16 protein-coding genes and 1 pseudogene are annotated in these 22404 nt (G+C 41.1%); 10 read left to right on the forward strand and 7 right to left on the reverse strand.

Going from position 1 to position 22404, the window contains the following annotated elements; genetic code table 11:
- The first annotated feature begins 18 nt into the window (after positions 1 to 18).
- A complete protein-coding gene (locus BG00_RS03865) occupies positions 19 to 1152 on the forward strand; it encodes a PepSY-associated TM helix domain-containing protein (protein WP_036980663.1) in 1134 nt (377 codons plus the stop codon).
- Positions 1153 to 1217: 65 nt separating this feature from the next.
- Here the strand turns inward: BG00_RS03865 and BG00_RS03870 are convergent, their stop codons facing one another.
- The 4 genes from BG00_RS03870 to BG00_RS03885 form a co-directional block, all read right to left on the reverse strand.
- On the reverse strand, positions 1218 to 4031 hold the full coding sequence (locus BG00_RS03870; RefSeq protein WP_036980665.1) for a TolB family protein: 2814 nt from the start codon (positions 4029 to 4031) through the stop codon (positions 1218 to 1220).
- A gap of 143 nt (positions 4032 to 4174) precedes the next feature.
- Positions 4175 to 5725, reverse strand: a complete 1551-nt coding sequence (locus BG00_RS03875) for a PH domain-containing protein (protein WP_036980667.1) — start codon at positions 5723 to 5725, stop codon at positions 4175 to 4177.
- The gene (locus tag BG00_RS03880; protein ID WP_036950028.1) at positions 5715 to 6260 is read right to left on the reverse strand and encodes a PH domain-containing protein; all 546 of its coding nucleotides are present in this window, start codon (positions 6258 to 6260) and stop codon (positions 5715 to 5717) included. The genes BG00_RS03875 and BG00_RS03880 overlap by 11 nt, the downstream gene beginning before the upstream one ends.
- Positions 6261 to 6276: 16 nt before the next feature.
- Complete coding sequence (locus BG00_RS03885) at positions 6277 to 7131, reverse strand: D-hexose-6-phosphate mutarotase (protein WP_036980670.1); 855 nt, start codon at positions 7129 to 7131, stop codon at positions 6277 to 6279.
- A 406-nt stretch (positions 7132 to 7537) separates the two neighbouring features.
- Here BG00_RS03885 and BG00_RS03890 point away from each other — a divergent pair, with 406 nt between their 5' ends.
- The 9 genes and pseudogenes from BG00_RS03890 (at position 7538) to BG00_RS03930 (ending at position 17963) form a co-directional block, all read left to right on the forward strand.
- Entirely contained in the window at positions 7538 to 8023 is a 486-nt protein-coding gene (locus tag BG00_RS03890) for a MarR family winged helix-turn-helix transcriptional regulator (protein ID WP_008466785.1), read from the forward strand.
- Between the two features lie 110 nt (positions 8024 to 8133).
- A pseudogene (locus BG00_RS03895) lies at positions 8134 to 9413 on the forward strand (carbohydrate porin).
- A gap of 142 nt (positions 9414 to 9555) precedes the next feature.
- Entirely contained in the window at positions 9556 to 9951 is a 396-nt protein-coding gene (locus BG00_RS03900; RefSeq protein ID WP_036980673.1) for a YbaN family protein, read from the forward strand.
- Between the two features lie 82 nt (positions 9952 to 10033).
- The gene (locus BG00_RS03905) at positions 10034 to 10666 is read left to right on the forward strand and encodes a PepSY-associated TM helix domain-containing protein (protein WP_036983344.1); all 633 of its coding nucleotides are present in this window, start codon (positions 10034 to 10036) and stop codon (positions 10664 to 10666) included.
- On the forward strand, positions 10666 to 11175 hold the full coding sequence (locus BG00_RS03910) for a DUF2271 domain-containing protein (RefSeq protein ID WP_013466240.1): 510 nt from the start codon (positions 10666 to 10668) through the stop codon (positions 11173 to 11175). The genes BG00_RS03905 and BG00_RS03910 overlap by 1 nt, the downstream gene beginning before the upstream one ends.
- A gap of 34 nt (positions 11176 to 11209) precedes the next feature.
- A complete protein-coding gene (locus BG00_RS03915) occupies positions 11210 to 12055 on the forward strand; it encodes a DUF4198 domain-containing protein (protein WP_036980675.1) in 846 nt (281 codons plus the stop codon).
- 274 nt (positions 12056 to 12329) lie between these two features.
- Positions 12330 to 14864 (forward strand): TonB-dependent receptor plug domain-containing protein, encoded by a 2535-nt coding sequence (locus tag BG00_RS03920; protein WP_036980677.1) that lies wholly within the window; start codon positions 12330 to 12332, stop codon positions 14862 to 14864.
- Between the two features lie 207 nt (positions 14865 to 15071).
- Positions 15072 to 15965: a DUF4097 family beta strand repeat-containing protein gene (locus BG00_RS03925; RefSeq protein ID WP_036980678.1), complete on the forward strand. Its 894-nt coding sequence runs from the start codon at positions 15072 to 15074 to the stop codon at positions 15963 to 15965.
- A 102-nt stretch (positions 15966 to 16067) separates the two neighbouring features.
- On the forward strand, positions 16068 to 17963 hold the full coding sequence (locus BG00_RS03930) for a monovalent cation:proton antiporter-2 (CPA2) family protein (protein ID WP_036980679.1): 1896 nt from the start codon (positions 16068 to 16070) through the stop codon (positions 17961 to 17963).
- Here the strand turns inward: BG00_RS03930 and BG00_RS03935 are convergent.
- The 3 genes from BG00_RS03935 to BG00_RS03945 all read right to left on the reverse strand — a co-directional run bounded on the left by BG00_RS03935 (position 17938) and on the right by BG00_RS03945 (position 22184).
- On the reverse strand, positions 17938 to 18666 hold the full coding sequence (locus tag BG00_RS03935; protein WP_036980680.1) for a hypothetical protein: 729 nt from the start codon (positions 18664 to 18666) through the stop codon (positions 17938 to 17940). The two genes, BG00_RS03930 and BG00_RS03935, sit on opposite strands and share 26 nt — an antisense overlap.
- 120 nt (positions 18667 to 18786) lie before the next feature.
- Positions 18787 to 20583: an alkaline phosphatase gene (locus BG00_RS03940; RefSeq protein ID WP_036983345.1), complete on the reverse strand. Its 1797-nt coding sequence runs from the start codon at positions 20581 to 20583 to the stop codon at positions 18787 to 18789.
- A gap of 11 nt (positions 20584 to 20594) precedes the next feature.
- Entirely contained in the window at positions 20595 to 22184 is a 1590-nt protein-coding gene (locus tag BG00_RS03945) for an alkaline phosphatase (protein WP_036980681.1), read from the reverse strand.
- Positions 22185 to 22404 lie beyond the last annotated feature (220 nt).

Consider the following 22404-nt stretch of genomic DNA (forward strand, 5'->3'; position numbering starts at 1 on the left):
AACATACAAGCTAAAATAATGAGAAAAACACTGTTTAAAATTCATAGTTGGTTGGCGCTAATTGCCATTATTCCGTTAATTGTTATTAGCATTACTGGTAGTGTTTTAGTGTTTAAAAGTGAAATAGACGGCTTACTGATGCCTGACAAACACTTTGTGGTACAGCAGCAAGCTGCTCGCTTACCTATGGACTCATTAATAGATAAAGCCGAAGCAGCCTTTCCTGAGTATGTAGTAGGAAGCTGGGAGCTTTTTAATAACACCACCGCTGACCGGCTTTACTTGGTTAAGCGTGGCACTGACGATTGGTATAAGTTGCATTTAGACCAATACACGGGAGAAGTTTTATCAGAACCCGTAAGCACAACTCATTATTTTACCGACTGGTTTTTAGAGCTCCATTACACCTTTTTACTTAACGACTTAAAAAGTTTACCAGGACAAACAGGCACCGTATTAGGGTTCTTTTTTGCTTTATTTTTATTAACTTTAGGTATTACTGGCTTAATTATTTACCGCAAATTTTGGCAGCGACTATTTAGCGTACGCTGGCGCGCAACGTTACAAATAGTACTCAGTGACATTCATAAGATGACCGGTGTTTTAGGCTCACCTATCCTTATCGTTTTAGCTATTACAGGTGGTTATTTTAATGGTGCAGTGTGGTATCACGAAGTAATAGAACACGCAGAAGAAGAGCACCACACTATTACAAATAAATTATATAGTGACGACATCTCTTTTGAGCGGATTCTTAATGATAGCAAGCTGCAAATACCCACTTTTAATACAACTTTTTTAGTTTTTCCACGAGAGCCCGATGAAAATATCACTCTTTATGGCGAAGTAAATACCAATAACCCACTAACCAGTGAATACGCCAATACCATAACCTATGATAAGCAAACAGGTGAACACATGGCTAACTGGGATATTCGAGAGGCTGGTGCTGGTTGGCAAGTAATAGACAGTTTTAGAAAACTACACTTTGGTTATTTTGCTGGGCTTATCAGTAAAATACTATGGTGTATTGTTGGCCTTAGCCCTGTATGGCTCGCTGGTACAGGCTTTTATTTATGGCTTACCCGCCGCAAACGTAAAAAGCACTCACAAAAGAATCGCTTAACTCAGCGAAGAAATGTGAATGCTTGATAGTATTAATGCTCAGCTAAGTTACTGTCCTTAAAGGCAAGTAAGTAACTTAGCTAAATAGGCTTTTACAATGAATAGTAAAAGCTTAACCACGCGCGCATTTCATCTTCAAAGCTGTCGCCTTCAACACGCGACAGTCCAGCATTAAAGGTTAAATCGTTTACGCCCGCAGGCCCCATCCCGAAGCTAAAGTCACCTTGGTATTTTAAGCCGTAACTTTGTGCATAAACGTTGCTATCTAATTGATGTTGTTTGTAATAAAGCCAAGGCATCCCCTCTTTAAAGCTAACGCCACCGCCATAACCTTGATAGCGCTCTGCAGTTGCACTATAAAAAGGTAATTCAGCAGCAAGCACAAATTCACTACTTTGCTGCTGATTAATTAAATTAGAACTAAAGCCGCCTAATGTCAGGCTACTGTCATCTCTTTGCTTTTGCTCAAAGTTAACAAAAAGTGGTATATCAAACGCTTTACCAAATATTTTTGCTGCCAAGTCATAACCTTGCCAATGACTACTGTGATTCTGCCCATCATAAATGCTGGCATAAATACTCTGCCCTATGGCAAATGCTTGGCGGTCATGTTGCCATTGCTGACTAATACTCAACCGTGTCCAATTTTTATGGCTATTTTTATAATCTGTATAGTTATAAGCAAGCTCTGGGGTTAACTGAAGCTGGCCAAACTTCAATGGGTGGCTTATTGCAGCAAAACCACCTCGGGCATCAATATCAGCGTTTAAGCTAGGTTGATATTGACGTGATGTATCCAAATTATAATCAAATAGCGCAAGCTTAAACTTTGTATTCAGCGCATTGTATTTTGCTTGTATAAAGCCGCCATTTAATGCACCGTTATGCAAATCAATGTTATAACCCGCTTGTAAATCAAGTTGTTTTAATAGGTCGCTACTTTTTATACCTACACTTAGCAAACTGGTTGACGCTGAATAATACTGTGATCCCAAGGCAGACGTCGCTTGCTGCTCAAGTACTGAGTAATCGCTTTGTTCTGCTATCTCATCGGTATATATTTTTGCCGGTGGCAAGGTATGCTTATTTACCATCAACAATGGAGCTTCACTGTTTACAGCGAGATCTGTTACGACTGTACGGTTTTTTGTTGTTAGCGTTTTTACATCAGGGCCATCGGCATTAATGGAGAAATAAAGTAGTGAGCCATCTTCAGCCTCAATCGGGTATGCGAGCGCTTCTTGCCCGTTAGTTAAGCGGGTGAGGGTGTTATTTTTTATATGATAATTATAAATATCAGTCTTATTATTTAGGCCAGCAACAAAATAGATAGACTCCCCATTTTGACTAAAACTCGGCTGACTTAAATACTGATACCCGTTAGGCATTGGGATTGACTGCCTGGCATCACCGCTTACATCTTGTATATACAATTGCCAGTTTTCGTTTAATGATGCTGATAAGTAAGCTAGTTTTGTTTCATCGGGGTTTAGAGTCGGGTAATCATACGTTGTTTTTAAGCTCTTGGTAAAAAGTGGCGTGATTGCTTGTGTATTAAGATCGACTTTAACTAATTCAGAATACCCAGCTCTTATTTGCTCACCGTAAAGTGTTTCACCATCACGGGTAACACTAAAACGGCGAATACCGGCCAGCTCTGTAAGTTGCTCTATGTTGCCAGTGTCGGTGTTATAGCTAAAAATGTCAGACACTTTATTATAAATACCCGATTCTTCACTACTGTAGGCATTAAAATAAAGTGTGTTGTTATTTACCCATTGCGGGTTAGCAATACCTGCGCGATTAATTTGATTTAGTACTTGTTTTTGTTCGCGCTTAAATACGATTGGCGGGGTATCAGGAACATCTTGCTTATCGTTCTCTAGAAGCTCCTTTTGCACCTTAGTAAACTCATCTCGTGCTTTGGTGTTGTCTTCTGTACTGTAAATTATTAGTTTTGTTTTACTCTTTTCATCACGTTCAACTATCGCAATTTTGCTACCATCATTTGAAAGAGCTGGATTGCTAGCGTATAAATCTAGCTTTAACCAAAGCTTGCTATTAAGTGATGATTCGGTTTGCTCTTGTTGCATTGCTTTATAAGTGTATTCAGCAATAAATCGACGATATAGCTTGGCAGCGCTTTGCCCGAATACACCAGAAAATGCGTCGTCAAAATCTCGTGATTTCACTGCTCGCATACGAACCCATACATTATCGAGTAGCTGCTCTGAGTAATTTTGCTCTAGCCAATATAAAAAACGACTTCCCATTAAATATGCCATAGAGCCCGCCATAAAGCCCTCATCGCTATTTAGTTGCCCATAGGTGGGAAGCGCTCCCTGCTGAGCAAACTCTCTAAGTATTGCCTCAGCATAGTTATCAAATAAACGCCCTCGACCTGTCATTTTTGATTCGATTAAAGTGGCGTACCCTTCGGCTACCCAGCGCGGTGTATTACCATAGGTTAAATCGTATATATCCCATACACCGCGAATCTTTTGCTGCCAGTCGTTACGAGTTGGTTGCGCTAAATGGACTAAATGAATGTATTCGTGCAGCACCAACAATTGCTGCCAACCCGATGAATTTGATATCACGGTATCCGACTGCGGTGGCGTAGTAAAAAGCGCCATAACAGGATTATTAGAGGTTGGTAAGGCAAAGCCATTTGCTGCATTTAGAGGGTCAAACACCACCACATCGACGATTTTATCAAGCGCCCGATTTTGTTGCTCAAGCACTTTAGTGCGAACAATCTCAAGTTCTACCGCAGTCGATTTAGCAAAATCAGTATGCTCACTACTAAAGTGAACATTAAAATGCTCGGTATGAATGGTTTGCCAATTAACAGCAAAGCTAGGTGCAGCCAATAATAAGGCTGATGCAATGAGTGACTTTTTCACAATAATCCCTTAAATAGCGCCTTTAATAATGCTTAGAGTATTATCAAATGGAACAAACGGGCAGTAAAAAAGTGTAATAAAGCATGTGCAAATGTGTTTTAACACCCGCTTTATTATTTAATCTGAGTTTTGAACAAAGGAAGTTACATCCAACTGCGAGGGTCTGACTCAGCCTGCATAAGTGTAAAATCTATAATGAAGTCAGCATCTTGCTGTTTTAAATATGGGACATACGCACCGCCTGCAGCAAGTTGTATATACAGGCTTTTTAAGCCAGAACGACGCATAAAAAAGGTGCTCACACTGCGAGCGCTTTGTGCTTTGTAGAGCTCAAATACCCGGTAATGCACGCCAATCATACCTTTGCGTACCACCAAATAAAAACGCCCATCTTGTTGATGAAGGTAATATCCATAACGTTTATAAGATAAAAACACTAACGCGGCTAGTACCAAGAATAATGCTAATGCAATTAATGTATTAAGTTGCATAAAGCTAATAAAAAAACCAGAAGCAACGCTCGGTAGCAAAGCATAAAACACCGTGTTTTTATATAACAACGCCCTTTCTACCGCATTGAATGCCAGCTTTTTACTGTCAAACCACGGATAAATCCACTGACACACATTATCAATTTGCTCCTGCGTGAGCACAGGCAGCACTAAGGTTTGTTTATTCTTTTTCGCCATGCTTGCAGCACCGCCGCTACTGGCTTGCAAACACTCCACAGTAAAGCGTTTTAATAGCCTAGCAACTAGGTTTTGCTTAATAACGATTGACTGTACTTTGTCTAAACTAATTGATAGTTGATGACGCTCTAACAGCCCTGCAATACGTTTGAATTTATTATTTTTAAAGTAAAGCTGATAGTTATAAAAACGAATGAGCGACATAGTCACCGATAAAAACACCGCAATAAATACCAACATAATAATTAAAGTAATAACCGCAAACACAGCTGCATTAGCCATCATGCCCAGCTCTTGCTGATAAAAACCCTCTATTTTTGTTATGAACTGCTGCTCTAAAAAGTCGATGGCCACATTCATAAAAGGGGCAATTGCCGCAAGTGCTAAAATGGCCATATTCGACATTAAACCAAATTTAGCAATTTCTTTATTGGTGATAACTAAACTATTTTCGCTCTGCTCTTCAATATGAGATTGCGCTGTATCAGCCACCTCAGCTGATGGTTGTTGCTGCGCTTTATAGTCAAACACTCGTTTACGCATTTGTTGCGCGTAATCTTTAGTTACCCCTGGCAAAACAGCTTCTTGAGCAACACTGCCTGCCGCATCAAAAATACAATTAACTAACCCTATGGGAGTGAAGTAAAATGGCTCCGCTATATTTACGTTTTGCACTCGAGAAAATTTTAAGGTAAGTCGCTCTTTTTTAAATACGCCTTTATTAAGTAAAATTTCATGCTCGTCAGTAATACAAAAACGAAAACTACGGTAATACAAAAAACAATAGGCAAGCAATGAAGTTAAAGCAACCGCGAGCCCAACTTGCCCCCAAAATAGTTTATTTTCTACTTGGGTAACAAATACCACCAACACGGGCAGTAAATTAAATAAGCCGTCTTTTATGAAGCGCACACTAAAATGCATCACAAAATAAGCCAGCGCCCAAGGCGACACTTTTTGCCAGTTAAGTGAAGGTGACGTTATTTGCGCAGCATCAACACTCACTGGCAGCTACCTCGCTTGCGGTTTCATCGTGGCGATAGCTTTGTACAAACTGACGAATATTTTTGCATTTTTCGTGGGTCAGACCGCTAATTTGTAAATCGGCACTCATACCGCCGGCGCTATAAAGTCTTAAACTGGCTAAACCAAGTTTTCGCTCTATGGGCCCACGGTGTATTTCAATATGCTGCACACGCGCTAACGGTAAAATTGTCACCTGCTGCCAAATAATGCCTTTTTTAAAAGCAATATCGTGGGTACGCAACGCGCTGCCCTGTAATTTTATGCTGAACACGCTGTATAACATACACAGTAAAATTAATAGCGGAACAGCAACCAATAAGTAACCTTGCGCCATAGCAGCAAAGTCTGTATTAAAATAGCATACAGCCGCTAGTACTAAGCAAAAAGGAATGAAAAATAACAACCAATTCAATTGTGCATGCAACAATGCTTTGTCCGCAAGCGGCTCAAACACTATGCTTTTATGTTGCGGTAGGTCGGTTATTTGTTGATTAGTAAACACACTTTGCTCCATTTCGCGTATGGTAGGCTTAGCCAAGCCACTTTATTGTTGTTACTAGGGTATGACTTTGTTTTGGCTCAAGCGTAACCGCATCTTCAAGTACATTCGCAGCCTCTAGGCATAACATGCTTTTATAATCATCATCGGCAAAATTTGATAGTCGCTTTGATTTTTCAATCCATGGATTCCATAACACGCACGAGCGCGAGTTTTCTCTGCTAACGCTGATCGTCCCTTGAGGAGTTTCAATGGTTTGCACAGCCCCGGCTTGGGTATAAACCATATCGGTTTCACGGGTAAAACCAACCACATCACTTTGCCGATAAGGCCCTTGGCCAAATTCTATGTATTGCGCCCCTTGCAGCCCTGTTACGCAAGTATTATTAATATCATCAGTTGGAAAGTAAGTATGCAGCGCCTGTGTATAACTAAATGGGGTGTTACCTAAATTACAGGTGGTTAAACGCACCTCTAACTGCTCAGATAAAATAAACTCAACCCTTAAAGAAGATTGATGAGGCCAAAAGGTAGAATCTATCTGCTTCATTGGTAATTTAAGGCTAACAGTAATCTCGTTCTCGGTTTCATGCACTTCATCGGCTTGCCATACGTGCGTGCGCGCAAAGCCATGTGCTGGAAAGTCTTTATTTTCATGTTGACCAAACCAAGGCCAGCAAATAGGAATACCGCCACGAATGCCCTTCCCTTCGCTAAAGGTTTCATCCCCAGACACCCACAATAGTGGCAATTTACCTTTGGGTGTAAACTCAGTTATTTGCCCACCTTGTAAAAATATCTTCGCCTTACATTGGCGACTATTAATACTAATAAATTCCAAACCGCTATATGTACGCTCAATACATACTGAGGGTGATAATTGCATTTTATCTCCTTTAACACTGAGACTAATTTTTTAGTACTTAACCTGAGTTCAGGTTACTGTACACAAACAATAATGCATGCTTAAAGCATAAGCTACATAGAATAGTTATTTAAATTGAGTTAGTTACTATATTTTTATGCCACATCAACGGCTCAATTACGACTAAAGCTTTAAACCTGTGGCTTGCGTATCGCTTTTAACTTACGTAAGGTGCGCAGCCTTAACAAGGCAGAGTATTATTAACTTTTAATAAAATAAAGATAATAAATGCCATTTTAATTACTGATCAAATTAATAAAAACCAATAATAGCGGCGTTAAATGATATATATCATTTGAATTCAATTTATTTGATGTGTAACATTTCGTGATTACGGCAACTGATTCGCCTTTCATGAGACAAACAAATGCAAAAATATGACGAGTTACTAGTTTCTTTACGCAAGGTGATCCGTGCGATTGACTTACATTCAAAACAACTTAATAAAACAGCGGGTTTAACAGGACCACAACTGCTTATTATGCAAGAAGTGTCTCAAACTGACGGCATTACCGCGAGTCGTATTGCGCAAAATGTAAATTTAAGCCCGGCAACGGTCACAAATATTCTTGACCGAATAGAAAGCAAGAATTTGGTAACACGCGTTCGTAGTCAAATGGATAAACGCCGGGTCAGCTTATATCTTACTGAACAAGGTAAAGAATTACTTGAAAAAGCCCCTCAGCCCTTGCAAGAACACTTTATCGAAAAATTTTCAGCGCTTGCTGAATGGGAACAGAGCCTACTACTTTCATCAATGCAACGTATTGCCGCAATGATGGATGCAGATAAGCTAGATGCCTCTCCTCTTTTAGAAGTAGGCGCACTATTTCAAACTTCTACTAAAGAATAAAACGCAGTATAAAAACAATAAACTAAATTAGTCTGCCATTTTCTCCTATTTCCACACTAAGAGGCGCATCGTTGCGCCTTTATTTTTTAATCACAATCAAAACGGCTATTATGACTAAACTCTCAAAACTAACACTCGCATTAATTTTAAGTGGTGTTGCTAGCAATTCTTATGCATCAAACCTTCAACCTCTCCAAACCTAATTAACGCAGTTAAAGCAACAAGTAGATAAACTTGAAAGCAAACTCGCTGAAAAAAAGTCTCAGCAAGTAGAACAAGTTAGTAAACAGTTGCAAGCTACTTCTACAGACACTGCACAGCAAGAAAAGTAATAATCTGGATAAAAGTAGGAGGTGCTATTCGCGCTAACTACGGTATAAGCTCTTACGATGAAGGCAATGAAGATCGCGGTGGTGACTTTAATTTTGATATTTTCCGGTTAAATGTCTCTGGCGAAATTAATGACATTTCAGTCAATGGTGAAATACGCTTTTACGATTATATGACTGTCGTAAAGTACGCCTACTTAGGGTGCGATTTTATTGATGGCTGGGAAGCTCAGGCAGGCATAACAGCCGTGCCGTTTGGTAACGGTCCTTATAATTCTCACAGCTACTTTTTTAGCACTAACTACTATGTAGGCATAGAAGATGACTTTAATTTAGGGGTAGTCGCCAAGCGTAAGCTTAAAGACAACTGGACACTTGATCTCGGCTTTTTTTAAAACGATGAACTGGCTGGAGTTGATGGCTCAGCATCAGACAAAAATCATCGTTACTCTTATGATATTGTTGGTAGTCGCCCTGCCGATGAAGGCACCTATGCCGAGCCTGCAAAGCAACTTGGTGAATACAACACCTTTGCTGGTCGCGCTACTTATCAGCTTGAGCATAGTAAAAATATCACCACTGACATCGGGGTATCGTTACTCAGTTGCGGACTTCACGACGGTGAAGACCGTGCGGGTAATTACAGTGCGTGGGCTGTTCACTTAAACAGCAACATTAATAACTGGAATATTCAATTGCAACACGGTGAATATGACTTAGACGATGGTAATAACCGCTTTGCGGTGGGTGCTTTTGACTATTATGACAGTGTATCGAGCCAAGCCACAATGACCAACTTTAATATTGCCTATGACTACGCACTAGAATGGGGCCCAGTTCCCAATCTGCAGTTTTATAACGACTATGGGATCATCGACAACAAGTCAGATAATAGCGCCAATACTTGGATGAATGTAACCGGTATGAGCATCACTGCTGGCGGATTCTTTAGTTATGTTGATTTCGTACAAGCCCGTAATCAACCCTTTATTGGCGGTACCGTTATTGGTGATGGCGATACCGGGCGCCGTTTTAATATTAATTTAGGCTATTACTTTTAATAGGTAGTGCAATCAGGAAATTCTTTTCCTTTGCTAACCCTAAATGGCTTAGTTGATAACATGCAACTAAGCCATTTTATCTTCATTTTACCTTTTAATTAGCTTACACTTTTACCGTTTAATTAATTAAAAAAGAGCTAAAGTGAGTATAAAAAACGCTTTTATTTATTATAAAAATTTCGGCTTTAAATTGCTGGGACTACTGTGTGTATTACTCGGCATTGTTGGTGTTGCCCTACCGGTTATGCCAACCACGCCGTTTTTAATTTTAGCCTTAGCCTGTTTTGCTCGCTCATCCGCGGCGCTTGAATCTTGGCTATTAAACCACCCTCGCTTTGGCACAACATTACAACATTGGCGCGCCCATCAAGTGGTTCCTGTAAAGGCAAAGTATGCTGCGGGTATAGGTATGCTAATAGGCTTTATGTTTTTATTATACAACAGCCCTCCAGCTTGGATTATTGCTCTAGTGGCTGTTGTTGAAGTGCTGATTTTAACTTACTTAATCTCTAAGCACTCAACTCCTCCTAAAAAATAAAGTGTAAAGTTTGGTAAATAAATTTGTAACAGCTAATGAAAATCATTATCATCCGTGTAAGTTAAATAAGTTTGTACCTTTTATGCCCTTTGTTAATAAACGCACTTTATATAGTACAAGTCGCACTCTACATATCTATATTTCCACCGCTTTGTTTTTTTTACTTATTCTATTTTGTGTAAGCGGTATAGTGCTAAACCATGTTGACTGGTTAAAAAACGATAAAAACAATGGCCAAATTACGGTCCAAATCCCCCAAGTTCTGCTTACTCAAGCAAATACACAATTGAATAGCCTGCCTGCTATTTATCCACAAATAGAAGCTTACTTAGCCAAACACTATGGGCTGAATAAAGTGAAAAGCATTGAATGGGAAAAGCAAGATTCACTGGTTATGCTCGACTACCCATTACCAGCAGGATATGCCTATGCAGAGTTTGATTTTATTAGTGGCGAATTGTTACTCGATTATCAAACCGGGGGGTTTTTAAGTGTTATTGGCGATTTACACAAAGGTCGTCATTCAGGAGAAGTATGGAGCTGGGTTATTGATATATCTGCAGTACTGATGATTCTATTTGCCATCACCGGCATGATTATTTTATTTCAAAACAGAAAAAAACGCTTAGCAGGAATATGGATAACCGTATTAGGAATCGCAACACCATTGGTTATTTATTTATGCTGGGTTCCACAAATTAAAGGAGTGTTTTAATGTTCAAGTTTAAATCTTTAATTAGCACCGTATTGCTGTTAATTGCCGTGTGTTTTCACACTTCGGTGGCAGCGCAATCCCCCCAATTAGAAATCGAATTAACTTTACCTGAGTTAGATGTGCAGCCCTATCATCGACCTTATGTTGCTGTTTGGCTCGAAACACCAGAGCGTAAACATGTCACAACTTTAGCGCTTTGGGTACAAAAAGCGGAATGGTTTAAAGACCTACGCCAATGGTGGCGCAAAGCCGGTAAAAGTGATGCAAACTTCGATGGGGTTAGTAGCGCAACCAAACGCGCAGGCACTTATACCATTAATTGGGACGGAAACGATCTTAATGGCAAATCAGTTATCGCAGGAAAATACCTGTTAAATATTGAAGTTGTTCGTGAAGAAGGCGGGCGTGATTACAGCCGTATTGAGCTTGATTTAACCCAATCAGGAAAAATAACCATTGATGGCAAAAACGAATTTTCAACCAGCTTTGTCACTGTATCCGCTAGGTAGTCCCTACTTATCATTCAAATTTAAAGGAAAAATAATGAACGTTAATTTATTAAAAACAGCACTCATTGGCGTACTGAGTTTATCAACGCTGGTATCAACAGCTGCAAGTGCACATGGCCGCTGGTTACTACCTTCGCATACCTCGCTATCAGGGGATAAAGCCCATTATGTAATGATTGATGCGAGTATTTCTAACGAAATTTTTGCACCTGATAAAGCATTTCGTCCAAGCACAAAAGGCGCTGAATACGACGATACTCTGCTTATGGCACTTGCCCCAAATGGCGAGCAAGTTACCGATACCATTCGTGCCTATTACCTACAACGCAAAAGCTCTGCTGCAGTAAAACTTCAGCAACAAGGCACCTATCATATTGCGATGACGCAAAAACCTATGTACATGACATTCTACAAAAATGCAGCAGGTGAGCGAAGCCGTGTATTCGCCAAAAAAGCAGATGCCAATCTACCTAAAGACGCCAGCGACATCACTACAATTAAAACCATCTCTACTGTTGATACCTTTGTTAGTCATAATGGTACCTCTAAACCAGCACAATTAGGTCAAGGCTTAGAGCTTAGCGGCCCAACGCATCCAAACGATTTATTTGTTGGCGAGCAAGCGCGCTTTCAGCTAATAAGCGATGGAAAGCCGGTTGGCGAAGGCATTGAAGTCAGCATTTTAAAAGGTGATACACGCTACCGTAACGAACGTGGCGAAATAAAAGTAACGACCGACAAAAACGGCATGTTTAGCACAACGTGGAAAGAGCCAGGCCTATACCTAATCGAAACCTCTCAAAAAGTGACAGTAAACGAAAAAGATGTAGACGCCAGCCGCTATGTATTATTTACCACCCTTGAAGTAGCACCTGAATAAATTTTAATTCCCTACAGGCCACATTAATCGTTTGGCCTGTAGCTTCTTTATAATTAAACCCCTTTAACAAAGCTTTAAACCAAGTTAGTCATTTTCGCTGCCTAAATAAGCATAATCTTATATTTTAGCCTCCTTGTCTGTTCCTGTTTCAATCTATTATTCCGATCACTTATTTTTATGAAAATAGTTGAATAACTTAGTCAATTTAGATCTTTGCGATGCACTAGCCGCTTATATATGATGCGTCCTTTTCAAAATCTTCAAGGCACGCTCAATGACTTTTCAGCATTTATCAGCTAATAAAAAATTAGCACTTAGCTTGGCTATTACCACCGCACTTGGCGCCTCTTTTTCAGCTGCGAATGCGGCTGAGCAAACTAACCAAGTCGAAGAAAATATCGAAGTAATTTCAGTAACAGGCACGCGCCGCAGTTTGCGTAGTATTGCGCAAAGTACTGTGCCTGTAGATATTATTAGCAGTGACGATATGGCAAGTACGGGGCAACTTGAAATTAGCCAAGTGCTCGCTAACCAAGTACCAAGCTTTAACTACCCAAGTGCCACACTCTCTGATGGCACCGATCATGCTCGCCCAGCGGTTTTAAGAGGCCTTGCACCCGATCACACTTTAGTCCTTATTAATGGTAAGCGTCGCCACTCTGGTGCGTTATTAAACTTAGGGGGCACGGTTGGTCGCGGCTCTACCGCGGTTGATTTAAACATGATCCCAACCTCTGCAATTAAGCGTGTTGAAGTTCTGCGCGATGGGGCTGCAGCACAATATGGTTCTGACGCCATTGCGGGAGTAATCAATATTGTTTTAAAAGATGCCACCGAAGGCGGCAGTGTTAGCGTAACTTATGGCCAATACGACAGCCAAATGGCCGGTGTACCGCAACTAAATAGCACTTATGCGGATGATAACGGCAACCTAGCATTTAATTTAGGCGACGATCGTCACGTTAACGACGGTAGTACCCGCACAATTAGCGCAAACTCAGGTTTTTCATTAACAGACAATGGTTTTGTAAATGTATCAGTTGAATACCGTGATAACGACTCAACTCAACGCTCTGGTTTTGATCCGCGCGAACAATACAGCCGCCTAGATGATGGCAGCCTAGACCCACGCGAATTTACAATTGATCGCTACAATCACCGTTTTGGTAAAGCAGCGCTGGAAGACTACGCTTTGTTTTACAATATGGGATACGATTTAGAGAATGGCTTTAATGTTTATTCGTTTGGTAGCTATTCAGAGCGTGAAGGTAACTCGGGCGGATTTTACCGTCGTGCAAAAGACAGCCGCAATGTTTTAGAGCTATACCCTAATGGCTTTTTGCCACAAATTGCTACCGACGTAAAAGATTACTCGCTGGCACTTGGTTTACAAGGCGATAGTGGCGACTGGACTTGGGATGTAAGCACCAACTACGGCCGAAATGACTTTGGTTTGGGCGTTGTAAATAGCCTCAATACTTCTTTAGGTACTAATAGCCAAACTGAGTTTGATAACGGCGCCATGGTTTACGATCAATTTTTAGTTAATTTTGATGCCAATACCAGCGTTGATTTTGGTCTACCCGATGATGTGTTTTTCACTATTGGTGCTGAATACCGCCGTGAAAGCTATAAAATAGAGCAAGGCGAGGAAGCCTCTTATATTACTGCGCTTGATAACAACGGCAACCCAATTGCTGCTGGCGGTGCGCAAGTGCTTCCTGGGTTTGGGCCGCAAAGCACAACCAATGAAAGTCGTCATAATGTTGCTGTATTTGCTGAATTTGATACTTACTTAACTGATAAATGGAATGTTGTTTTAGCCAGTCGCTATGAAGATTACAGCGATTTTGGTAACACATTTACTTCAAAATTAGCCACGCGTTACAGTATTAACGACAACCTATCGTTACGTGGTGCGGCAAGTACTGGCTTTCGTGCGCCGTCACTTGCACAAAGCTCGTACCGTCAAATATCGACTATTCTCGAAAATAACCAGCCTTTTGAAGTTGGTCTATTCCCAAGCTCTGCTCCTGCAGCTCAAGCGTTAGGTGCAAAACAGCTCGATGCAGAAGACTCAGTTAACGTTACCGCTGGATTTGTTTACACTCAAGGTGGCTTTAGCTTAACAGTTGATGCGTACCGCATTGATATTGATGACCGGATTGTACTCTCTGAAAACTTAAGCGGTAACGCTGTACAGCAAATTCTAGCGAATGCTGGCGAGCTAAATACCGAAAGTGTTCGTTACTTTACCAACGCCATCAATTCGCGCACGCAAGGTGTTGATATTGTGGCAACGTACACACTTGATTTAAATACATTGGGTGATGTGCGCTTAAATGCGGCGGCAAACATTAACGATACCGAAGTGACTCATGTAGATGTAAACCCGAGCGAGCTAAATTCTTTAGGCGATGACTACGTGGTATTTGCCCGTCGTGAAGTAGGCCGTTTTGAGCAAGGCACACCCGATAACAAACTAAACCTATCGGCTGTTTGGAGCTTTAACCAATGGCAAACAACCTTGCGTGCAACTCGCTATGGGGAAGTGGCAGATATTTCAACCACCAGCGAGGGTGATGAATATTTAGATGCTAAATGGATTGCCGATTTAGAAGTCGCTTATCGTCCTAACGAAGCGTGGAAATTTGCAGTGGGTGCAAATAACTTGTTCGATCAGTACCCTCAAGCAACGGTAGATAATATTGGCTACTCTAACTTTGGCCAAATATTTCCGTACACGCCTTACACACCCTACAGTTTAGATGGGCGCTTTTTATACGGTAACATTACTTACAATTTTTAAGTAAAACGCCCATTAATAATAGAGTAATTACAAAAGGATGCAGTGTGCATCCTTTTTATTAACATTTAGTATTTTTAACCATATTTTGGCATTTTAACTTTTTAATTACTGCTGCCACCTCATATAAAACAACAACTTACATTTCGGCCTCAATTTTGCTCCATACTTTGTATATTAACTAAAATAATCAATATCAAAGGACTAAACATGAGCACATCAACTCTATTGAACTTCACTAAGCCCGTTTCATTAATTAGTGGCATTTTATTACTCAGCGGTTGTGTATTTCACATATCGCCCAGTGTCGCATCAGTTAAACAAACCCAGCAGCTTTCACTGCCAAGCAATAACCTTGAGTACTTAACGATATTAAGTGGTGCCGGTTCGCTCGATATTCAGGGCTCTAATACTGCAACCAGTATTAGCGTTGATGCCATCATTTACACCGTCGACATTGACGATGAATACGAACTCACCCTTGAGAAAAGCGGTACACAAGCAAAACTTGTTGCACAAAATAAAAGTAATAATGGGATTAGCTTTTACAGCGGGCAATCACCAAGTATCAATTTAGTTGTTACCGTACCTAACACCCTAAATTTAGATATTAACGACCGCTCAGGCGATATTGTTATTAACGAGATGCAAAGCAATATTGATGTAAAAGATGGTTCTGGCAGCTTATCTATCAATAGTGCTAAAAACCTAAATATTGATGATGGCTCGGGCAGTATTTACGTAAAAAATGTGGTCGGCGACTTAGTATTAAATGACGGCTCAGGCAGCATTGATATTGATAATGTCAGTGGTAATGTCGCTATTGAAGATGGCTCGGGCGAAATGCAAGTTACTAACGTAACAGGCGTATTAAATGTTGAAGATGGCTCGGGCGGCATAACTATTAAACATATTAATGGCGCAGTCACCGTAGACGATAACTCAGGAGATATGTTGATTGAACATATTGGCTCAAGCGTGACGATTGATGATGGCTCTGGCGATATTCGCGTTAATTACGCTAAAGCGCTAACTATTACAGAAGCAGGCTCAGGTGATGTCAGTATTGATAATATTTCAGGCACTGTAAAATTAGACCGCTAATACACTAATAAAGCGAAATAAATGGCAGTTCATTACATCCGTTATTGTATTTTACTAACACCTAAGCCATGATAAATGTCTTGAAATTATTAGGATAAATGCGTGTTAGAAATTGCTTTAATTTATTTAGCCGCCGCCATTGTAGCTGTTCCTATTGCCAAACGACTTGGCTTAGGATCAGTACTGGGTTATTTAATTGCTGGCATACTAATTGGTCCCTATGCATTGGGAGTCGTAGGGGATCAAACCGATATAATGCACTTTGCCGAATTTGGCGTAGTGATGATGCTATTTTTAGTCGGACTTGAACTACAACCCTCACGACTATGGAAGCTTCGGCACTCTATTTTAGGGCTTGGTGGCTTACAAGTGGTGCTAACTGCGGCGGTTATTTTTGCCTTTTGTTATTGGTTTTTTAGCATGCATTGGCAAACCGCATTGGCCATTGGTTTAATGCTGGCACTTTCCTCTACCGCAATTGTATTGCAGAGCCTCGAAGAAAAAGGCTGGTTAAAACAAGAGGCCGGACAAAACGCATTTTCGGTCTTATTATTTCAAGATATCGCCATTATTCCTATTTTAGCGCTACTCCCCTTACTGGCCTTTGCTGCACCAAGTAGTTCAAAACAAATTAGCGATTCAATCATTGCAGGCTGGCCTGTTTGGCAACAAGTAGGCGTCTCTGTTGGCGTTATTGCCGCTATCATTGCTGGTGGTAAATATGTGTCGGCACCACTGTTTAGATACATAGCACAAACTCACATGCGTGAAATATTCACTATTTTTGCATTGTTTTTAGTCGTGGCTATTTCGCTTGTAATGCACAGTATTGGCCTATCACCTGCTTTAGGTACTTTTTTAGCCGGTGTAGTATTGGCCGAAAGTGAATTTAGACACGAATTAGAAGCCGACATAGAGCCCTTTAAAGGATTATTACTGGGACTATTTTTTATCACTGTGGGGGCTTCAATTAATTTTGAGCTATTATTTAATCAATTTAGTACCGTGGTTGCTTTAGTTGCCTTATTAATTGTCATTAAAGCCTTCATTTTGTTTGCCCTTGCTGTCACATTTAAAATTAGCTCAAAGCAAAAACTATTGTTTACATTGGCACTAGCACAAGGTGGTGAATTTGCTTTTGTACTTTTAAGCGTGAGCACCACATTAAGTATTTTAACCCCAGAACAAACCAGTCTAGTGACCTTAGTGGTTGCGGTATCTATGTTGATAGCCCCTTTATTACTGATGCTGTATGAGCAAATACAAAAACGCAGTAGTAGCACTAAGCCTGAGTTTGATAAACCAGAACAAATAAATACCGCTAAACACGTAATTATTGCGGGCTATGGCCGCTTTGGGCAAATTATGGGACGTTTATTACATGCACAAGGCTACGAAATTACCGTACTTGATCACAGCCCAAGCCAAATAGAACTGCTGCGCCGCTTTGGTAACACTGTATTTTACGGTGATGCTGCTCGCCAAGAACTGCTTGAAGCCGCGGGCGCGCATACAGCACAAATGCTGGTTGTTGCAATTGATAACCCAGATAAAACCATTGAAATTATTAAGCTGGCACATAAAAACTACCCCCAATTAAAAATAGTGGCGCGCGCAATCGATCGTCGCCATGCGTATCAATTACTGAATCTAAAAGTGGATGCATTTAACCGCGAAACCGTCGACTCAGCCATTAACTTAGCCATAGAATCACTGCAGCTACTTGGCAATAGCAAAGAAGACGCTGAGCGTGCTGGTAAATTATTTAGGGATCATGACCGCGCATCTGTGTTACAACTTTCTGAGCTTTGGGGAGATGATGCCAGCTACGGCGTTGCAGTACGCCAACGTATGGAAGATTTAAAACAGGTATTACAGCAAGATAAGCAAGCACAGCAAAATTTAAATACCTGTGATGCCAACGATTATGAAAATGGCTTAACAGAAGGCTCTGCTAAGCCTAAAAAACGACCTAATGGTAATGCCCACCTTGAATAGCCTCACCTTGAGGATTATAAAAACCGGTGGCACCGTGCTCTATAAAACCTAGGTTAATCATTTTTGCTAAAAATGGGTCGCTTTCGTTATCGCCAATGTCGGCATAGTCGGTAGTTTGAAAGTTATCCCATTTTGCAAACTGAGCCTTAATAGCTGGTGTGTCATTTTGCACCGCGTCTAAGCTAAGTGACGTGCTTGCTTTATTCGCTAGGTTACTAATACTAAATGTTTTTACCAGTTTTGAATGGGTAAAAAATGCCAAGTTATACTGAGAGTTATTTTCTTCTAAGCTGTAATTTTTTATTTCGTTGCAGCCTTCGCCTTCGGTGCTTACTAATGTCATTTTTTTAATGAGATGATTATCTACCAGCTGTACTTTTGCACTCCAGTTTTGCACTCCTTGCACCTCTGATGGCTGATATTCAATACCGCGCTGCTGCGCATTAAAATAACGAATAGGTCGTATTTGATTGTTGCTAGTATACTGCCAAAGCTCTGTAATAACTTGGCTTTGGTGCGCCACTTGTTGCTCATTTCGCCAAAGGATGAGAGTTTGGCTGTTTGCCTTATTATTTTTAAGCGTTTGTGGAGCCTTATTAATAATAGTGTAAGTGGCTTTTAATACCTGTGGATTTATATCGCACTGCTCAGCAAAGCTGCTTGCGCTAAATAATGCGCTCATTATTAAAAATACTTTTTTCATTGGGCTATCTCTTTAGTTAATCGCTTTTAGCTTAATTGCCTTTATCATAACCAAAAATAATGGCAGTTTAATGACATAAAAAAACCCACACAGTGTGCGGGTTGTTTTATATCGCAAGGTTTATTGCGCTACTTTTTCATCCGCGGCTTTTACAAAGTCAGCGGCAAAGTCCATAACATGGAATAAAAAGCTTTGCTCATTAGTACCTGTTACTAAATGCGCCCCAGGGCCCATTGCATACACACCTACATCTTCGCCTGCGTGAGTTTCTGATGATAGTGGCACAAGTGCCTCTTGGTGAAAACCTGGCGTTGTAGTATCAACATTACTTAAATCAACACGCCCTGTAACGGGTGCTGCTAAGTAAGATGCATCAGCATCGGTTTCTGCACCTAGGTCTCTGTAACCCAAACCATTAGTGTAACCAACTGTAGTATAAGGCATATCGTCGGCAGCAAGGCTGGGCTCTGTTTGCCCTACACCAACCACTTTACCTAAAATTGGGTTACCGCGTTTAGGGTAACCCGCAATGGTAAATACGTGACTGTGATCGGCTGTTACTACAATTAGCGTCTCTTCTGGGTTGGTGTTTTCCATCGCTACTTTTACTGCTTTAGCCAGCTCTACAGTATCGTTAAGTGCGTTGTATGCATTACCCGCATGATGCGCGTGGTCAATACGTCCCGACTCAACCGTTAAGAAAAACCCTTGCTCGTTATTATCAAGCACATCAATCGCTTTTTCGGTCATTTGTGATAATGAAGGCTCGCCTGCAATATCATTGCCACGGTCGGCTTCGTACTGCATGTGAGATTCATTAAATAAACCAAATACACGCTCAGTTGTGGTTGCATCAATAGCAGCAAAACCCGCTTGATCCATCACATAAGCACCATTTGGATATTGCGTTTTCCACTCGGCGGTTAAGTCGCGATTATCTGTACGATCGCCCTCTACAGCACTAACAGCATCAGCTGAGTTAAACGCGGCATCTTTTGGTAAAAAGTGACGACGCCCGCCACCCATAACCACTTCAATTCCGTCTACATCTACACCACTAAAACGTGCTTCTAGGTTCTTTTCAAAGTTAACCAGCTGTGAAGCAATATCTTCACAATTAGCTGACTCAGAAGCAGGCATATCTGAAATATCTTCCCAGTTACGGTCTGCCGATTTAGCGTAGGTTGCCGCAGGTGTTGCATGGGTAATACGCGCAGTAGAAACAATACCCGTAGACTTACCGGCAATCTCAGCCAGCTCTAATGACGTAACAAGCTCATGCCCTTTGCCTGATGCACAACTACCACGTTCAACCGCTTCGTCTATACCAATTACACCCACATCGGTTTTTACACCTGAGGCCATTGCCGTCATCGTACCGGCAGAATCTGGCGTTTGTGCATCCACGTTATAGGTTTTTACAAACCCAGAGTACGGCATGGTTTCAAAGCTTAATTGGTGATCTTCACCCATTTCACCCTGTAATTGCCCCGCTAAAATACGGGCAGCTGTCACAGTAGAAATACCCATTCCATCGCCAACAAACAAGATCACATTTTTAGCTTTACCCGATTCAGTTACCACTTTACTTGCAGCATCTTGCGCGCCGGCGAGCTTAGTTTGTGCATCACTAAACCATACGTTATTGCTAAGAGACGCCAGCTGCTCACTCGTTAATGAGGTGGCTGGGTCGTTACAGACTAAGTTAGTCTGCGTTACTTCGTTGCTCTCTAATTGCCCGTTTGTATTGGTATCAACACCGCTTTGTGTTTCTACGCCGCCATTGATACATTGCGCAGATCCCACTGCAATTGGGAGATCGACCGCTAAAATATTATTGCTGTTTTTGTCGTCATCACTCGAACACCCCGTTAATGCGACCATTACTGCTAAAGAAAGTACTGTTAATTTATTCATGTGAGCCGCCATTATTGCTGAGTTAGTTCAAGAGCTTGATTAATTAAATGAAATACAACGTTTTGCTCAATAACACCTTGAGCTAGGTGAGCACCCGGTCCGGTTGCATGCAGTGAAATATCTTCACCTGCGTGTGTTTCAGAGCTCAGTGGTACCGTGGTTTCTTGGTGAAAACCTGGCGTTGTTGTATCAACACCATTTAGCTCAACACGTCCTGCAACCGCAGCTGTTTTATAGCTTGCGTCCGCATCCGTTTCATCGATTAAGTTTCTAAAACCGAGGCCGTTTGCATAACCTACTGTGGTGTATGGCATGTTATCAGCAGCTAGCGTTGGTGTAGTTTGCCCTACAGCAACCACTTTACCTAAAATTGGGTTACCACGTTTAGGGTACCCTGCAATAGTAAATACATGGCTGTGGTCAGCTGTAACTAAAATAAGGGTTTCTTCTGGATTGGTGTTATCAACGGCAGCTTGTACTGCTTTTGCAAATTCAATGGTGTCATTAAGTGCATTGTATGCGTTACCCGCATGGTGAGCATGGTCAATACGGCCCGACTCTACGGTTAAGAAAAAGCCTTTTTCGTTTTTACCCAGTACATCAATCGCTTTGGTGGTCATATCGGTAAGCGACGGCTCACCAGCTATATCGTTTGCACGGTCAGCTTCGTATTGCATGTGCGATTCGTTAAATAAGCCAAATACTTTAGTGGCGTCATCGGCAATAGCATCAAACCCAGCTTGATCCATCACATAAGTGCCATTTGGATATTGTGTTTGCCACTCAGTAACAAGGTTACGCTCATCGGTACGATCGCCTTCTACGGCGCTCATAGCATCAGTAGAATTTGCCGCGGCCTCTTTTGGTAAAAAGTGACGACGGCCGCCACCCATAACAAAATCTAAGCCATCAACATCGGTTCCGACAAAGCGTGCTTCTAGGTTTTTTTCAAAATTAACCAGCTGTGAGGCAATATCTTCACAGGCAGCATTCACTGCTGCCTCAGGCATGTCTGAGATATCTTCCCAGTTGCGATCAGCCGATTTAGCATAGGTTGCCGCAGGCGTTGCATGGGTAATGCGGGCAGTAGAGATAATTCCTGTTGCTAGGCCTTTAATTTCAGCAAGCTCAGTGGCTGTAAGTAACTCATTACCAGCCACCGTTGAGCACTCACCGCGCTCAATTTCTTCATCAACACCAATAACACCCACATCGGTTTTAACCCCTGAGATCATCGCAGTCATTGTGCCTGCAGAGTCTGGCGTTTGTGCATCCACATTATAGGTTTTAACTTGCGCAGAATAAGGGAACTGCTCAAAGCTTAAATAGCCTTCTTCGCCAAGCTGATTATTGCGTTGACCTTGTAAAATACGCGCTGCCGTTAAGGTAGAAATACCCATGCCATCGCCTACAAATAAAATAACATTTTTAGCTTTAGTGTTTTTAATTGCCTGCGCTTGCGTTGTTTTTGTTGTTAGTTTTGCTTGGGCAGCGCTGTACCAGCTGCTGTCTTTTTGACTTTGCGGTAAAACATTGGCATGACTAACGGCACTAAACGCACAGGTTAGTGCGATTGCCGCAGCAACTTTTTTAATTTTCATCCATAATTCCCATTATTTAGTGATTATTTTTTAAAAAATGTGTGACCACAAAAAGATCAACCGCTGCACTATAAAAAATAGATATGACTAATAAAGGTAATTTTTATGAAAGTTAAATGACTAAATTTATGAATGTAACTACTATAAAATCAAAACACATCAAAAATGCAAAACAAAGTTAAAAAATAAAACCCTTAATTTACAAAAGGATATAAAATAA

Source organism: Pseudoalteromonas sp. SCSIO_11900, assembly GCF_000576475.1.
Lineage (GTDB): Bacteria > Pseudomonadota > Gammaproteobacteria > Enterobacterales > Alteromonadaceae > Pseudoalteromonas > Pseudoalteromonas tetraodonis.

Excerpts from the sequence above, each read along its gene's own strand:
- BG00_RS03865 (WP_036980663.1), top strand. The coding sequence starts at position 19 with ATGAGAAAAACACTGTTTAAAATTCATAGTTGGTTGGCGCTAATTGCC.
- BG00_RS03880 (WP_036950028.1), bottom strand. The coding sequence starts at position 6,260 with ATGGAGCAAAGTGTGTTTACTAATCAACAAATAACCGACCTACCGCAA.
- BG00_RS03885 (WP_036980670.1), bottom strand. The coding sequence starts at position 7,131 with ATGCAATTATCACCCTCAGTATGTATTGAGCGTACATATAGCGGTTTG.
- BG00_RS03890 (WP_008466785.1), top strand. The coding sequence starts at position 7,538 with ATGCAAAAATATGACGAGTTACTAGTTTCTTTACGCAAGGTGATCCGT.
- BG00_RS03905 (WP_036983344.1), top strand. The coding sequence starts at position 10,034 with ATGCCCTTTGTTAATAAACGCACTTTATATAGTACAAGTCGCACTCTA.
- BG00_RS03910 (WP_013466240.1), top strand. The coding sequence starts at position 10,666 with ATGTTCAAGTTTAAATCTTTAATTAGCACCGTATTGCTGTTAATTGCC.
- BG00_RS03915 (WP_036980675.1), top strand. The coding sequence starts at position 11,210 with ATGAACGTTAATTTATTAAAAACAGCACTCATTGGCGTACTGAGTTTA.
- BG00_RS03920 (WP_036980677.1), top strand. The coding sequence starts at position 12,330 with ATGACTTTTCAGCATTTATCAGCTAATAAAAAATTAGCACTTAGCTTG.
- BG00_RS03925 (WP_036980678.1), top strand. The coding sequence starts at position 15,072 with ATGAGCACATCAACTCTATTGAACTTCACTAAGCCCGTTTCATTAATT.
- BG00_RS03935 (WP_036980680.1), bottom strand. The coding sequence starts at position 18,666 with ATGAAAAAAGTATTTTTAATAATGAGCGCATTATTTAGCGCAAGCAGC.
- BG00_RS03940 (WP_036983345.1), bottom strand. The coding sequence starts at position 20,583 with ATGAATAAATTAACAGTACTTTCTTTAGCAGTAATGGTCGCATTAACG.
- BG00_RS03945 (WP_036980681.1), bottom strand. The coding sequence starts at position 22,184 with ATGAAAATTAAAAAAGTTGCTGCGGCAATCGCACTAACCTGTGCGTTT.